This window comes from Cellulomonas gelida, from assembly GCF_006538725.1.
In the GTDB taxonomy this organism is placed as follows: Bacteria; Actinomycetota; Actinomycetes; order Actinomycetales; family Cellulomonadaceae; genus Cellulomonas; species Cellulomonas gelida.
Genome location: NZ_BJLQ01000012.1, coordinates 1 through 14416, shown reverse-complemented (window position 1 = coordinate 14416; position 14416 = coordinate 1). Strand labels below are relative to the sequence as shown.

The 14416-nt window shown below is 71.3% G+C and carries 12 protein-coding genes; 8 read left to right on the top strand and 4 right to left on the bottom strand.

Annotated features, from left to right (window positions below; translation table 11 throughout):
• Positions 1-43: 43 nt before the first annotated feature.
• From coaE to CGE01nite_RS07330, 5 genes are all read left to right on the top strand, one after another.
• A complete protein-coding gene (gene coaE / locus CGE01nite_RS07350; protein ID WP_141369976.1) occupies positions 44-688 on the top strand; it encodes a dephospho-CoA kinase in 645 nt (214 codons plus the stop codon).
• A gap of 187 nt (positions 689-875) precedes the next feature.
• Positions 876-1292, top strand: a complete 417-nt coding sequence (locus CGE01nite_RS07345) for a hypothetical protein (protein WP_141369974.1) — start codon at positions 876-878, stop codon at positions 1290-1292.
• Positions 1293-1414: 122 nt separating this feature from the next.
• Positions 1415-3520, top strand: a complete 2106-nt coding sequence (gene uvrB, locus CGE01nite_RS07340) for an excinuclease ABC subunit UvrB (protein WP_141369972.1) — start codon at positions 1415-1417, stop codon at positions 3518-3520.
• A 276-nt stretch (positions 3521-3796) separates the two neighbouring features.
• Positions 3797-4807 (top strand): TerC family protein, encoded by a 1011-nt coding sequence (locus CGE01nite_RS07335; protein ID WP_048341803.1) that lies wholly within the window; start codon positions 3797-3799, stop codon positions 4805-4807.
• Between the two features lies 1 nt (position 4808).
• Entirely contained in the window at positions 4809-5810 is a 1002-nt protein-coding gene (locus tag CGE01nite_RS07330) for a TerC/Alx family metal homeostasis membrane protein (RefSeq protein ID WP_141369970.1), read from the top strand.
• A gap of 16 nt (positions 5811-5826) precedes the next feature.
• Here CGE01nite_RS07330 and CGE01nite_RS07325 read toward each other — a convergent pair whose 3' ends face one another.
• Positions 5827-6111: a YciI family protein gene (locus tag CGE01nite_RS07325; RefSeq protein ID WP_141369968.1), complete on the bottom strand. Its 285-nt coding sequence runs from the start codon at positions 6109-6111 to the stop codon at positions 5827-5829.
• Positions 6112-6182: 71 nt separating this feature from the next.
• On the opposite strand from CGE01nite_RS07325, the gene CGE01nite_RS07320 reads away from it, so the two are divergent.
• Both CGE01nite_RS07320 and CGE01nite_RS07315 read left to right on the top strand, forming a co-directional pair.
• Positions 6183-6998 carry an aldo/keto reductase gene (locus tag CGE01nite_RS07320; RefSeq protein WP_141369966.1) on the top strand — a complete coding sequence of 272 codons (816 nt, stop codon included), beginning with the start codon at positions 6183-6185 and terminating at the stop codon, positions 6996-6998.
• 77 nt (positions 6999-7075) lie between these two features.
• Positions 7076-8233, top strand: coding sequence for an acyl-CoA dehydrogenase family protein (locus CGE01nite_RS07315; protein WP_141369964.1), 1158 nt, complete (start codon positions 7076-7078; stop codon positions 8231-8233).
• A gap of 15 nt (positions 8234-8248) precedes the next feature.
• On the opposite strand, the gene CGE01nite_RS07310 is transcribed toward CGE01nite_RS07315, so the two are convergent.
• Both CGE01nite_RS07310 and CGE01nite_RS07305 read right to left on the bottom strand, forming a co-directional pair.
• Positions 8249-8956 carry an MBL fold metallo-hydrolase gene (locus tag CGE01nite_RS07310; RefSeq protein WP_141369962.1) on the bottom strand — a complete coding sequence of 236 codons (708 nt, stop codon included), beginning with the start codon at positions 8954-8956 and terminating at the stop codon, positions 8249-8251.
• A complete protein-coding gene (locus tag CGE01nite_RS07305; RefSeq protein WP_141369960.1) occupies positions 8953-10806 on the bottom strand; it encodes a glycoside hydrolase family 15 protein in 1854 nt (617 codons plus the stop codon). The genes CGE01nite_RS07310 and CGE01nite_RS07305 overlap by 4 nt, the downstream gene beginning before the upstream one ends.
• A gap of 112 nt (positions 10807-10918) precedes the next feature.
• Between CGE01nite_RS07305 and uvrA the strand changes: the two genes are divergently transcribed.
• On the top strand, positions 10919-13822 hold the full coding sequence (gene uvrA / locus CGE01nite_RS07300; protein WP_141369958.1) for an excinuclease ABC subunit UvrA: 2904 nt from the start codon (positions 10919-10921) through the stop codon (positions 13820-13822).
• A 19-nt stretch (positions 13823-13841) separates the two neighbouring features.
• Here uvrA and CGE01nite_RS07295 read toward each other — a convergent pair whose 3' ends face one another.
• Positions 13842-14354, bottom strand: coding sequence for an OsmC family protein (locus CGE01nite_RS07295; protein WP_048341798.1), 513 nt, complete (start codon positions 14352-14354; stop codon positions 13842-13844).
• Between the last annotated feature and the right edge of the window lie 62 nt (positions 14355-14416).

Below are 14416 nucleotides of genomic sequence, written 5' to 3'. Positions count from 1 at the left end.
TTCCGCGGGGGCGCGGTTCGCGCTGGGCAGGCAGGATGGGTCCATGCAGCGGATCGGTCTGACAGGCGGGATCGCGGCGGGAAAGTCCGTGGCCGCGCGGCGGTTCGACGAGCTCGGTGCGGTCGTGATCGACTCCGACGTGCTCGCCCGCGAGGCGGTGGCGCCCGGGTCCGAGGGCTTGGCCGAGGTGGTCGAGACGTTCGGCGAGGCGGTCCTCGACGCGGACGGCGGCCTCGACCGCACCGCGCTGGCGGCGCTCGTGTTCGGCGACGACGAACGGCGGCGCGCGCTCGAGGCCATCGTGCACCCCGTGGTCCGAAGGCTCGGCGCGGAGCGTGAGGCCGCCGCGGCGACGGCCGACCCCGGCGCCGTCGTCGTGCACGACATCCCGCTGCTGGTCGAGACGGGGCAGGCCGACTCGTTCCACCTCGTCGTGGTGGTGCACGCTCCCGCACTCCTGCGCGTCGAGCGCCTCGTCCGGCTCCGCGGGATGGACCGGCAGGCCGCCGAGGCCCGCGTGGCCGCGCAGGCGAGCGACGAGTCGCGCCTTCAGGTAGCGGACGTCGTGCTCGACGGTTCGGGCACCGACGAGGAGCTGCGTGCGCAGGTCGACGACCTGTGGGACCGCCTGTGCGTCGAGCGTGCCCAGGAGCGTCAGGCCGAGCAGGCGGACGCGCAGCACGGCTGAGCCGGCCCGCGCCGCGCAAGTCCCGCTTCCGGGGCATTCCGCGCCCGACCGCCTACCGCTAGTGTCCGCAGCAGGCAAGGGACGAACCGCCCGATGCCTGCGGGGGGCTCAACCCTGACGTGCCGCGTGTCGATAGATGCCACAAGCCGGTGCCGATGGGGTCGCCGCGAGAAGGAGGTACGAGCTGATGGTCAAGCCCGTTCAGACACGGGCGTCGGTCTCGGTCGCATCGACGCTGCTCTCCGAGGCTCGGATGCTGGAGCTCGCCGAGAAGGCCTCGACCGCCACCGACGACGCATCGGGTCGTTTCCGCGTCGAGGGCCGCACGCCGCACACGACGACGTTCTCCCTGCGTGACCACCTCGACGGCTCCGAGGTGCTGCGGTTCGAGACGAAGACGGATCGCGCCGTCGGTCGGACCACGGCGCGCACGGCGATCACGTTCTTCCGGACCAAGGAGGGCGGCCTGGCGGGCCTCGTGCCCGAGGCGAAGCGCAAGCTGCTCGGCTTCCGGGCCTACACCGACTTCATGGACTGGTACGTGCTGTCGATCGTGCGCGAGGACCCGAACGCGATCGTGACGGTCGTCGACGGCAAGGACTGACACCATCGGGCCGTGCGCTGCTCTCGCATCGCCGTCCTGGACCTCGACGCTCCCGCCCCGAGCGTGGGCTGCCGCTCACCGCTCGGGGCGGGTGTGTCGGTGGTCCGACGTACGGTGGTGCCATGCGTCCAGTCACGGAGCTCCAGCGCACCGTCGCACCGTTCGAGGTCATCTCGGAGTACACCCCGTCGGGTGACCAGCCTCAGGCGATCGCGCAGCTCGCCGCGCGCCTGAACGCCGGCGAGAAGGACGTCGTCCTGCTCGGGGCGACGGGGACGGGCAAGTCGGCCACCACCGCGTGGCTCATCGAGCAGGTGCAGCGCCCCACGCTGGTCATGGCGCCCAACAAGACGCTCGCCGCGCAGCTCGCGAACGAGTTCCGCGAGCTTCTCCCGAACAACGCCGTCGAGTACTTCGTGTCGTACTACGACTACTACCAGCCCGAGGCGTACATCGCGCAGACGGACACCTACATCGAGAAGGACTCGTCGATCAACGACGAGGTGGAGCGCCTGCGGCACTCCGCGACGTCGTCGCTGCTGACCCGGCGTGACGTGGTCGTCGTGGCCTCGGTGTCGTGCATCTACGGCCTGGGGACGCCGCAGGAGTACGTGGACCGCATGGTCACGCTGCGGGTCGGTGAGCACGTGGACCGCGACCAGCTGCTGCGACGGTTCGTGCAGATGCAGTACACGCGCAACGACATGGCGTTCACGCGCGGCACGTTCCGGGTCCGCGGCGACACGGTCGAGATCATCCCGAAGTACGAGGAGCTCGCGATCCGGATCGAGTTCTTCGGCGACGAGATCGAGGCGATCGCGACCCTGCACCCGCTCACGGGCGAGGTCCTGCGGGCTGAGGACGAGATGATGATCTTCCCTGCGACGCACTACGTCGCGGGCCCCGAGCGCATGGAGCGCGCGATCGGCGGCATCGAGGCCGAGCTCGAGGCGCGGCTCGACGAGCTGGAGCGTCAGGGCAAGCTGCTCGAGGCGCAGCGCCTGCGCATGCGCACGACGTACGACATCGAGCTCATGCGTCAGGTCGGCTCGTGCTCGGGGATCGAGAACTACTCGCGGCACATCGACGGCCGTGCCCCCGGGACGGCGCCGAACACGCTGCTCGACTTCTTCCCCGAGGACTTCCTCCTCGTGATCGACGAGTCGCACGTGACCGTGCCCCAGATCGGCGCGATGTTCGAGGGCGACATGTCCCGCAAGCGCGCGCTGGTCGACCACGGGTTCCGGCTGCCCAGCGCGACGGACAACCGCCCGCTGCGGTGGGAGGAGTTCGTCGAGCGCATCGGTCAGACGGTCTACTTGTCGGCCACCCCCGGCGACTACGAGCTGTCCATGGCGGACGGCGTCGTCGAGCAGATCATCCGGCCCACGGGCCTCGTCGACCCCGAGGTCGTCGTGAAGCCGACGAAGGGCCAGATCGACGATTTGCTGGGCGAGATCCGGGATCGCGTCGAGCGCGACGAGCGCGTGCTGGTGACGACCCTCACCAAGAAGATGGCCGAGGACCTCACGGACTACTTCCTGGAGAAGGGCGTGCGGGTGCGATACCTGCACTCCGAGGTCGACACGCTGCGCCGCGTCGAGCTGCTGCGCGAGCTGCGGATGGGCGAGTACGACGTCCTGGTCGGGATCAACCTGCTGCGCGAGGGGCTCGACCTGCCCGAGGTCTCCCTCGTCGCGATCCTCGACGCGGACAAGGAGGGCTTCCTGCGTTCGGGGAAGTCGCTCATCCAGACCATCGGCCGCGCGGCGCGCAACGTCTCCGGCCAGGTGCACATGTACGCGGACAAGATCACGCCCGCGATGCAGCTGGCGATCGAGGAGACCGCGCGCCGCCGCGAGAAGCAGGTCGCGTACAACACCGCGCACGGCATCGACCCCCAGCCGCTGCGCAAGAAGATCGGCGACATCACCGACCTTCTCGCGCGCGAGGACGCCGACACCGCCGAGCTCCTGGGCGGCGGCGGGCGGCAGGCGAGCCGGGGCAAGGCGCCGGTGCCGGGCTTCGGTTCGCAGGCCGCGGTGCGGGACGAGCGGACCAGGCTGACCGGCGCCGCTGCCGGGGAGCTGGCGGGCCTGATCCAGGACCTCACGGACCAGATGCACGGCGCGGCGGCCGAGCTGCAGTTCGAGCTCGCGGCCCGCCTGCGTGACGAGATCTCCGGGCTCAAGAAGGAGCTCCGGCAGATGCAGGCCGCGACGGCGTAGCGGTCACCTCGACCTCCGGGACGCGGCGGATGGTGATCGACGGCACGCCGATCGCCGGCACGGTGGACAGCAGGTCGCCGCTACGTCGCATACGATGACCACCGGTGAAGGGGAGTACCCCACAATCGGCCGCGTCGTCATCACGGACCTCGCCGGTCGGAGCACCAGGCCACAGGGCCTGGCTCCGGACGGTCGGAGCCCGGTGCGGTCGGCCCGGGTCAGCGGGCGGGGGAGACCTTCGGTACTGACGCGCATCTCGTACCGGAGGAGTATCTCGTGGATGTCCCCAACGTCGTCTGGATCCTGACCGGCGTCGCCGTCGTCGGACTCATCGTCTTCGACTTCTTCGCCCACGTGCGCACGCCGCACGAACCGACCTTCCGTGAGTCGGCGTGGTGGTCGACGGTCTACATCGCGCTCGCGCTCGTGTTCGGCGTGGGGCTCGGGGTCGTCGCGGGCTGGGACCTCGGCGCCGAGTACTTCGCGGGCTACGTGACCGAGAAGAGCCTGTCGGTCGACAACCTCTTCGTGTTCCTCATCATCATGACGAGGTTCGCGGTGCCGCGAGCCTTCCAGCAGAAGGTCCTGCTGGTGGGCGTCGCGATCGCGCTGGTCCTGCGCACGATCTTCATCCTGCTCGGCGCGGCCGCGATCGAGCAGTGGTCGTGGGTCTTCTACGTGTTCGGCGCGTACCTCGTCTACACGGGCGTCAAGCTGGCCCGTGACCACGCCGACGAGGCGCCCGACGACGCGGCCGGCAACGGCTTCATGGTGCGCTTCGTGCGCCGGGTGCTGCCGACGACGGACGAGTACCACGACGACCGCCTCACGGTCCGCATCGACGGCCGCCGCGTGCTGACGCCGATGCTCCTGGTGATGGTGGCGATCGGCTCGACGGACATCTTGTTCGCGCTCGACTCCATCCCTGCGATCTACGGTCTGACGTCCGAGCCGTACATCGTCTTCACCGCCAACGCGTTCGCGCTGCTCGGCCTGCGCCAGCTCTACTTCCTCATCGGTGGCCTGCTGGAGCGGCTCGTCTACCTGTCGCAGGGGCTCGCGGTGATCCTGGGCTTCATCGGCATCAAGCTCGTGCTGCACGCGATGCACACCAACGAGCTGCCCTTCATCAACGGTGGCGAGCACGTCGAGTGGGCGCCGGAGATCCCGATCTGGCTCTCGCTCACCGTGATCCTCGGGACGCTCGCGATCGCCACGATCACGAGCCTGATCAAGACGCGCAACGACCAGCGCACCGAGCCGGCGGTCCCGGCCATGGAGGAGTGACGTGGACGTCTCGCTGCTGGTCTGGGCGGTCTCGATCGGGATCGTCGTCGCACTGCTGGTCGTCGACATCGTCGTCGTCGGACGGCGTCCGCACGTCCCCAGCACCGCCGAGTGCCTGCGCCACCTCGCGTTCTACGTCGGTCTCGCGATCGCGTTCGGCCTGGCCGTGTGGGCGACGTCGGGCGGGCAGTACGCCGGGGAGTTCTTCGCGGGATGGCTGACGGAGTACTCGCTGTCGGTCGACAACCTGTTCGTCTTCATGCTCATCATGTCGCGGTTCGCCGTGCCCCGGCCGTACCAGCAGACGGCCCTGCTCGTCGGGATCGTGCTCGCCCTGGTCTTCCGCACCGCGTTCATCCTCGCGGGCGCCGCGATCGTCAGCACGTTCAGCTGGGTGTTCTACCTCTTCGGGGCGTTCCTCGTCTGGACCGGCTGGAAGGTCGGCAGGCAGGGCGCGCAGGACGAGCCGGAAGAGTTCCACGCGCCGTTGCTGCTTCGTCTGGTGGAGCGGTGGTTCCCGTCGACTTCCGAGTACCACGGGGTCAAGCTCACGGTGGTCGCGGGCGGCCGTCGCCTGATCACCCCCATGCTGATCGTGCTCATCGCCCTGGGGGCGACGGACCTGCTCTTCGCGTTCGACTCCATCCCGGCGCTGTTCGGGCTGACGAGCGAGCCGTACCTCATCATGATGGCGAACCTGTTCGCGCTCATGGGACTGCGCCAGCTCTACTTCTTGCTCGGCGACCTGCTCGCGCGCCTCGTGTACCTCAGCTACGGGTTGGCGGTCCTGCTCGGCTTCATCGGGGTGAAGCTCGTCCTCGAGGCGCTGCACGAGAACGAGGTTCCCTTCATCAACGGGGGCGAACCCGTGGCGTGGGCACCGGAGATCCCGATCTGGGCGTCGCTGCTCTCGATCGTCGTGATCCTCGGCACGACCGCCGCCGCGAGCCTGGCGAAGTCGCGCCGTGACGAGCGTCGTGCGCTGACCGACGCCCCCGTCTGAGGACGCCGCGCAGGGGTCAGCCTGCCCAAGGCCCCAGGACGAGGTTCCACTCGCGGACCTCGGTCGCGGCGATCAGACCCTCGAGGTGGAACGGGTCGGCCTCGAGCAGCGCCCGCAGGGCCGCCTCGTCGTCGGCCGAGAGGATGAGCAGGGCGCCGGGGGAGCCGCCGACGTAGGGGCCGGAGCCGCGCAGGGCGCCGGACTCGGCGAGCCCGGCGAGGTACGCGCGGTGGCGGGGGCGCACGACGTCGCGGACGTCGTCGCGCTGGTCGTACGTGTACTGGACGGCGAACATCGGCATGCGCCCCATCCTGCCCGACGGCGAGCCCGTCCGGGCGTGGTGCCTGCGCCGCGGGATGGCAGAGTGGCGGGATGACGACGAGCGTGACCCTGGCGGACGGCATGCGGATGCCCGTCCTGGGCTTCGGCGTGTACAAGGTCTCCGACGACGACGCGACCCCGGCGGTGGCCGAGGCGCTGGCGGCGGGCTACCGGCTCGTCGACACGGCGACGCTCTACGGCAACGAGGCGGGCGTCGGGCGAGCCGTCCGGGCGAGCGGCCTGGAGCGCGACGAGGTCTTCGTCACGACGAAGCTGTGGAACGACGCGCACGGCGACGCCGCCGAGGCAGCGTTCGCGGCGTCGGTCGAACGGCTCGGTCTCGGGGTGCCGGACCTGTACCTCATCCACTGGCCCGCGCCCGCGCGGGACCTGTACGTGCCGACCTGGCGCACGCTGCTGCGGCTGCGAGACGAGGGTCGTGTGCGGTCCGTCGGCGTGTCCAACTTCCAGCCCGCGCACCTGCGCCGCATCGTCGAGGACTCGGGCGAGGTGCCGGTGGTGAACCAGGTCGAGCTGCACCCCTACCTCCAGCAGCGCGAGCTGCGTGCGCTGCACGGTGAGCTCGGTGTGGTGACGCAGGCGTGGTCGCCGCTGGGCCGCGGCGCCGTCCTGGCCGACCCGGTGATCGGCGACATCGCCCGCACGCACGGCGCGACCCCCGCGCAGGTCGTGCTGCGCTGGCACCTCGATCTCGGCGTCGCCGTGATCCCGAAATCGGTCACGCCCGCACGGATCCGGGAGAACCTGGGGGCGGCCGACCTCGAGCTGACCGAGGAGGACCACGAGCGGATCTCCGCACTCGACCGCGGCGAACGGTCGGGGTCCGACCCTGACGTGGTCAGCTGACCGCCACCCACGCACCACCAGTCCACGACCACCACCCGCCGTCGCCGGCACCGACGGCCCGAACGCGAGGGGCAACCATGGCGCGCGAGCTGCGCACCCTGCTGACCGACGACCTGCTGACGCGCGTGCACGAGCGCGCCGCGGGCCACGACCGTGACAACACGTTCCCGCACGAGGACCTCGCGGAGCTCGTCGAGGCGGGCTACCTGAGGGCGTTCGTCCCGCAGCGGCTGGGCGGCTCGGGCCTCACGCTCGAGGAGGTCGCCCGCGAGCAGGTACGCCTCGCGGCGGCCGCTCCCGCAACAGCGTTGGCCGTCAACATGCACCTCGTGGTCACGGGCATGGCGGCGCTGCTCGTCGGACGCGGCGACGACTCGCTGGAGTTCGTCCTGCGCGACGCGGGAGCCGGCGAGGTGTTCGCGTTCGGCAACTCCGAGGCGGGCAACGACCTGGTGATGTTCGGCTCGCGGACGCGCGCGGTGCCGACGCCGGACGGCGGCTACCGCTACCACGGCACAAAGATCTTCACGTCGCTGTCGCCGGTCTGGACCCGCCTGGCGACGTTCGGCCTCGACGACTCCGACCCGTCCGACCCTCGGCTCGTGCACGGCGTCGTGAACCGGGACGGCACGTCGTCGAAGAACGACTGGGACACGCTGGGGATGCGGGCCACCCAGTCCGAGACGACCGTGCTCGACGGCGCCCACGCGCCGGCGGACCGGGTGTACCGCCGACTGCCGCCGGGCCCGTCGGCCGACCCGTTCATCTTCGCGCTGTTCGCCGTGTTCGAGATCCTGCTGGGCGCGGTCTACACGGGGATCGGGCGCCGCGCGATCGAGCTCGCGGTCGCGGCCGCGCGTCGGCGCACGTCGTTCAAGCACGACGGCCGGCCGTACGCCCAGGACCCGGACATCCGCTGGCGGATCGCCGATGCCGCGCTCCTCCAGGACGGCGCCGAGCTGCAGGTCTTCGCGCTCGCGCGGGACGTCGACGAGCAGATCGACCACGGCAGCCGGTGGTTCGCGCAGCTCGTGGGGCTCAAGGTGCGGGCGACCGAGTCGGCTCGCCAGGTCGTCGAGCTCGCGTTGCGGGCGTCCGGTGGGGGCGCGTACTTCTCCGGGAACGAGCTCGGCCGCCTGTACCGCGACGTGCTCGCCGGGATCTTCCACCCGTCGGACGACGAGTCCGCGCACGCGACCGTCGCCACCTCGGTCCTCGGCCCGCTGGAGGACTGAGGCGGCGGTCAGACCTCACCAGCCGCGGTCACGCCACTGGGCGAGGTGCGGTCGCTCGGCACCGAGCGTCGTGTCGCGACCGTGGCCCGGGTACACCCAGGTCGCGTCGTCGAACCGGTCGAACAGCCGTGCGGTCACGTCGTCGTACAGCGAGGTGAAGTCGTCGGGCGTCGTCGTCCGCCGGACGCCGCCGGGGAACAGAGAGTCGCCCGTGAAGACGTGGGCCCGGCCGGCGACCGCTCCCGGGCAGGTGACGTGCTCGGGCTCGCGGTAGACGAGAGCGACGGACCCGGGTGTGTGCCCGCGCAGCGCGACGGCCTCGAGCGTGAGGTGACCGACCACGACGAGGTCGCCGTCGTGCAGCACCCGGGTCACCGACGTGCCCGTGAGCTCGGTGATCGCGTCGGCATCGGGCGCCCCTGCAGCGACCTGGGCTCCGGTAGCGGCGACCACCGACGTGAGCGCCGCCAGATGGTCGCGGTGGCGGTGCGTCGTCACGACGACGTCGAGGCGCGCGGTCTCGTTGCCCTCGCGCACCAGCTCGAGCAGCCGGTCGGGGTCGGCCGCCGCGTCGACCAGCAGCTGCGACCCGCCGCGCCGGCACGTGACGAGGTAGGCGTCGTTGTCCATCGGGCCGACCGAGACCTTGCGGATCTCCACCTCGTCGAGCACCCGCAGCGCGGTGGGCCCGCCGGTGGTCACGTCTCCGGTATAGGCGGTCATGCACGTCCCCTCTCGCGTGCGGCCGCCACGGCGACGGCGTGCGCCTGCGCGGCCTGCACGAGCGCGAGGTGCGAGAGCGCCTGCGGGACGTTGCCCGCCATGCGACGACCCTGCGGGTCGTACTGCTCCGCCAGGAGGCCCACGTCGTTCGTCAGCCCGACGAGCGTGTCGAGCACGGCGCCGGCGGCGTCGACCTCCCCGGTGCGTGCCAGGGCCTCGGCCAGCCAGAACGAGCAGGCCAGGAACGGGTGCTCATGCCCGGCGACGCCGTCGTCGGTCCGCTCCGGCAGGTAGCGCAGCAGGAGCCCGGGAGCGACCTCGAGCTCGGCCCGCACAGCGGCGATGGTGGCCCGCACGCGCTCGTCGTCGGGCGGCAGGAAGCCCACGTGGACCATCTGCAGCAGGGCGGCATCGGTGTGCTCGGCACCGTACGACTGGACGAACGTGCGGCGGCCGGCGTCCCAGCCGTGCTCGAGGACGTCCGCGTGGATCCGGTCGCGCGCGAGACGCCATCGTTCGACCGGGCCGTCGAGGCCGTGCTCCTCGACCGCGCGGACCGCACGGTCGACCGCCGCCCAGGACATGACCTTCGAGTGCACGAAGTGCTGCGGCTCGCCGCGCACCTCCCAGATGCCCCGGTCGGGCGCGTCCCAGTGCTGCAGGAGCTCCTCGAGCAGGTGGCGCTGCAGCGACCACGCGGCGTCGTCCTCGAGGACGCCGGCCTCCCGCGCCGCGTGCAGCGCGCACATGACCTCGCCCAGGACGTCGTTCTGCACCTGGCCCGCGGCGAGGTTGCCCAGACGTACCGGCCGCGAGCCCGCGTAGCCGGGCAGGTGCGCGAGCTCGTGCTCGGGCAGGTCCCGGCCGCCGTCGAGGCGGTACATGATCTGCAGGTCGGCGGGGTCGCCCGCGACCGCGCGCAGCAGCCAGTCACGCCACTGCATCGCCTCCTGCGTGAAGCCCTGCTCGAGCAGCGCCTCGAGGGTCAGCGCGGCGTCGCGCAGCCAGCAGTAGCGGTAGTCCCAGTTGCGCTCGCCGCCGAAGTCCTCGGGCAGGCTCGTGGTCGCCGCGGCCGCGATCCCGCCGGTCTCGAAGTCGGTGAGCATTCGCAGGACGAGCAGCGAGCGGATCACCGCCTCCCGGTGCGGGCCGTCGTACCGCGTGTCGCGGGCCCACAGACCCCAGGCGATGCGGGTGGAGTCGACGCGCGCGGGCGAAGGCACGACCTCGGGCACCGGCTCCCACGAGGGGACCCAGGTGAGCGCGAGCTCCATGACCTGCCCGGCGTGGAGCTCGACCTCGTCGGCGTGACGGTGGTCGGCCGCGCGGGGCAGGTGCGTGCCGCGCAGGACGAGCGAGTCGGGGCCCGCGACGGCGCGGATCGCCGGGTCCGCGCCGCGGTTGCGCGTGACCCACGGCTGGATCGCGCCGTACCCGAAGCGCACGATCCACTCGTGCCGCACGTGCACCGTGCCGCGCGTGCACGTGACGTGACGCACGACGTCCGCGCGGCCGTCGGAGATGGGCATCGCGTCGACGACGACCGCGGCCCCGGTCGGGGTCTCGTAGGTCGTCTCGAGCACGAAGGAGTCGCCGAGGTAGCGCCGCGAGACGGTGTGCGCGTCCGGGACGGTGAGCAGCCACCGCCCGTTGTCCTCGGTGCCGAGGAGCCGGGCGAAGCACGCAGCGGAGTCGGCGTGCGGCAGGCAGAGCCAGTCGATCGAGCCGCGACGGGAGACGAGGGCCGTGGTGCGGCCGTCGCCGATCACCGCGTACTCGGCGATCGGGACGGGCAACGGCTCGGGGTCCGGTCCGGTGGCGGGTCCGCGTGCGGGCGCGTGGTTCGTCATGGTGGGACCAGCATGGATCGCCGTGCCGTGTCCAGCACGGTGGGCGCGGCGCGCGCGTGCCTCGTGTTCGGCACGACGAGGAGAGGAACACCGCGGTCGAACGGGTGTGCGAATGTCGGAGGTGGAACGTAGACTGCACGCCGTGAACGACCGTCTGGTGGTGCAGGGTGCCCGTGAGCACAACCTTCGCAACGTCGACCTGGACCTGCCGCGTGACCGGCTGATCGTGTTCACGGGCCTGTCGGGCTCGGGGAAGTCGTCGTTGGCGTTCGACACGATCTTCGCCGAGGGGCAGCGGCGGTACGTCGAGTCCCTGTCCGCGTACGCGCGTCAGTTCCTCGGGCAGATGGACAAGCCGGACGTCGACTTCATCGAGGGCCTGTCGCCCGCTGTGTCGATCGACCAGAAGTCCACCAACCGCAACCCGCGCTCGACGGTCGGCACGATCACCGAGGTCTACGACTACCTCCGTCTGCTCTACGCGCGCGCCGGCACGCAGCACTGCCCGGTGTGCGGTGAGCGCGTCACGGCGCAGACCCCCCAGCAGATCGTCGATCGCCTTCTCGAGCTCCCCGAGGGCACGCGGTACCAGGTGCTCGCTCCGGTGGTGCGAGGGCGCAAGGGCGAGTACGCGGACCTGTTCGCCGAGCTCCAGGCCAAGGGCTTCGCCCGCGCGAGGGTGGACGGCGAGGTGGTCCAGCTCGCGTCCCCGCCGGCGCTGGAGAAGAAGCTCAAGCACGACATCGAGGTCGTCGTCGACAGGCTCGTCGCCCGCGAGGGCGTCCAGCGGCGCCTCACCGACTCGGTCGAGACCGCGCTCGGGCTGGCCGGCGGGCTGCTGCTCGTGGACCTCGTCGACCGCGACATCGACGACCCCGACAAGGTTCGCCGGTTCTCGGAGCAGCGCGCGTGCCCGAACGACCACGCTCTGACGCTCGACGAGATCGAGCCGCGGACGTTCTCATTCAACGCGCCCTACGGTGCATGCCCCGAGTGCACGGGCATCGGCTCGCGCCTCGAGGTCGACCCCGAGCTGGTCGTCCCGGACGAGGACCTCTCGCTCGAGGACGGCGCGGTCGTGCCGTGGGCGCAGACGTCGTCGGAGTACTTCGGCCGCGTGCTGAACGCCCTGGCCGACGAGATGGGCTTCTCGATGACCGTGCCGTGGCGCGCGCTCCCGCAGCGCGCGAAGGACGCGGTCCTGCACGGCCGCAACCACGAGGTCCACGTGCGGTACAAGAACCGGTGGGGCCGCGAGCGGCAGTACTCGACCGGCTTCGAGGGCGTGATCACCTTCCTCGAGCGGCGGCACGCCGAGACCGAGTCGGACTGGAGCAAGGACAAGTACGAGGGCTTCATGCGCGAGGTCCCGTGCCCGACCTGCAAAGGCCAGCGGCTCAAGCCCGAGGTCCTCGCGGTCCTCGTCGGCGGGCGCTCGATCGCCGAGGTCTGCGACCTGCCGATCCGCGAGGCGCGCGACTTCCTGGACACGCTCGAGCTCGGCGAGCGCGAGCGCCAGATCGCGGCGCAGGTGCTCAAGGAGATCCAGGCGCGCCTCGGCTTCCTGCTCGACGTGGGGCTCGACTACTTGTCGCTCATGCGTCCGGCGGCCACGCTCTCGGGCGGCGAGGCGCAGCGCATCCGGCTCGCGACCCAGATCGGCTCGGGCCTCGTCGGGGTCCTGTACGTGCTCGACGAGCCCTCGATCGGGCTGCACCAGCGGGACAACCGGCGTCTGATCGACACCCTCACGCGCCTGCGCGACCTCGGCAACACGCTCATCGTCGTCGAGCACGACGAGGACACCATCAGGATGGCCGACTGGATCGTCGACATCGGTCCCGGCGCGGGGGAGCACGGTGGGCACGTCGTGCACTCGGGCGACCTGGCCGGCCTGCTCGCGTCGCGCGAGTCGGTGACCGGTGCCTACCTCTCGGGGCGTCGCCAGATCCCGATGCCGCAGAGCCGCCGGCCCGTCGACAAGGGTCGGGTCGTCACCGTGCACGGCGCGCGCGAGCACAACTTGCGCGGCATCGACGTGTCCTTCCCGCTGGGTGTGCTCACCGCGGTCACGGGCGTGTCCGGCTCGGGCAAGTCGACCCTGGTCAACTCGATCCTCTACACGGTCATGGCCAACGAGCTGAACGGCGCCCGCCAGGTCGCCGGGCGGCACAAGCGCGTGAGCGGCCTGGACCAGCTCGACAAGGTCGTCCACGTGGACCAGGGCCCCATCGGGCGCACGCCGCGGTCCAACCCCGCGACGTACACCGGCGTGTGGGACCACGTCCGGCGTCTGTTCGCGGAGACCACCGAGGCCAAGGTGCGCGGGTACACGCCCGGACGCTTCTCGTTCAACGTCAAGGGCGGACGCTGCGAGGCGTGCTCCGGTGACGGGACGCTGAAGATCGAGATGAACTTCCTCCCGGACGTCTACGTCCCGTGCGAGGTGTGTCACGGCGCGCGGTACAACCGCGAGACGCTCGAGGTGCACTTCAAGGGCAAGACGGTCGCCGACGTGCTCGACATGCCGATCGAGGAGGCGTCCGAGTTCTTCGCCGCCGTGCCCGCGATCAGCCGCCACCTCAAGACGCTGGTCGACGTGGGCCTGGGCTACGTCCGGCTCGGCCAGCCCGCTCCGACGCTGTCAGGCGGCGAGGCTCAGCGCGTCAAGCTCGCTGCCGAGCTGCAGCGGCGGTCGACCGGACGCACCGCGTACGTCCTGGACGAGCCGACGACGGGCCTGCACTTCGAGGACATCCGCAAGCTGCTCGGCGTGCTGCAGTCGCTCGTCGACAAGGGCAACACCGTGATCGTCATCGAGCACAACCTCGACGTCATCAAGAACGCCGACTGGGTGATCGACATGGGCCCGGAGGGCGGCTCAGGCGGCGGGTCGGTCGTGGCGGAAGGCACGCCCGAGAGCGTCGCGCGGGTGCCCGCGAGCCACACCGGCAGGTTCCTCGCCGAGGTGCTGGACGCCGGTTCGGAGGTCGAGCGCACCGCGGTCTCCGCCTGACGGGGCGGAGCGCGCGACGTCAGGCGTGCGCGAGCGGCTCGAACGTCACCGGCACCGGCTCGTGCCGGACGGTGAAGTTCACCGAACGGGCGATGAAGCAGTGCTCGTGCGCGCGGTGGTGCAGGTCCTCGAGGACGCCGTCGTCGATGGCCCGCCCGTCGGCGAGGACGTGGTTGCGCAGGACGACGCGCGGCCGCAGAACCACCTCGGTGAACTGCCCGTGCCCGGCGGACTCGATCCGCATCGTGCCCTGCGCGGCGTCGCTGTAGCCGACGACCACGACACCGGCCTTCGCGGCGAGGTGCAGGAACCAGAGCATGTGGCACTGCGCGAGCGCGCCGACCATGAGGTCCTCGGGCGACCAGCGGGCCGGGTCGCCGCGGAACGCGGGGTCGGACGTCCCGGGCAGCGGGAGCTTGTCGCCTGACGTGAGCTCGTGGTTGCGGCCGTAGGACGTGTAGGTCGAGGTCCCCTGGTCGCCCGCGCCGGTCCACGCCAGGTCCACCGAGTACGAGTGCAGCAGCTGCGCCATGTACGCACGCTAGTCGGGCAGGGCGCGGCCCGCGGGACGACGGGGTGTGTCGGCAGGGCGAA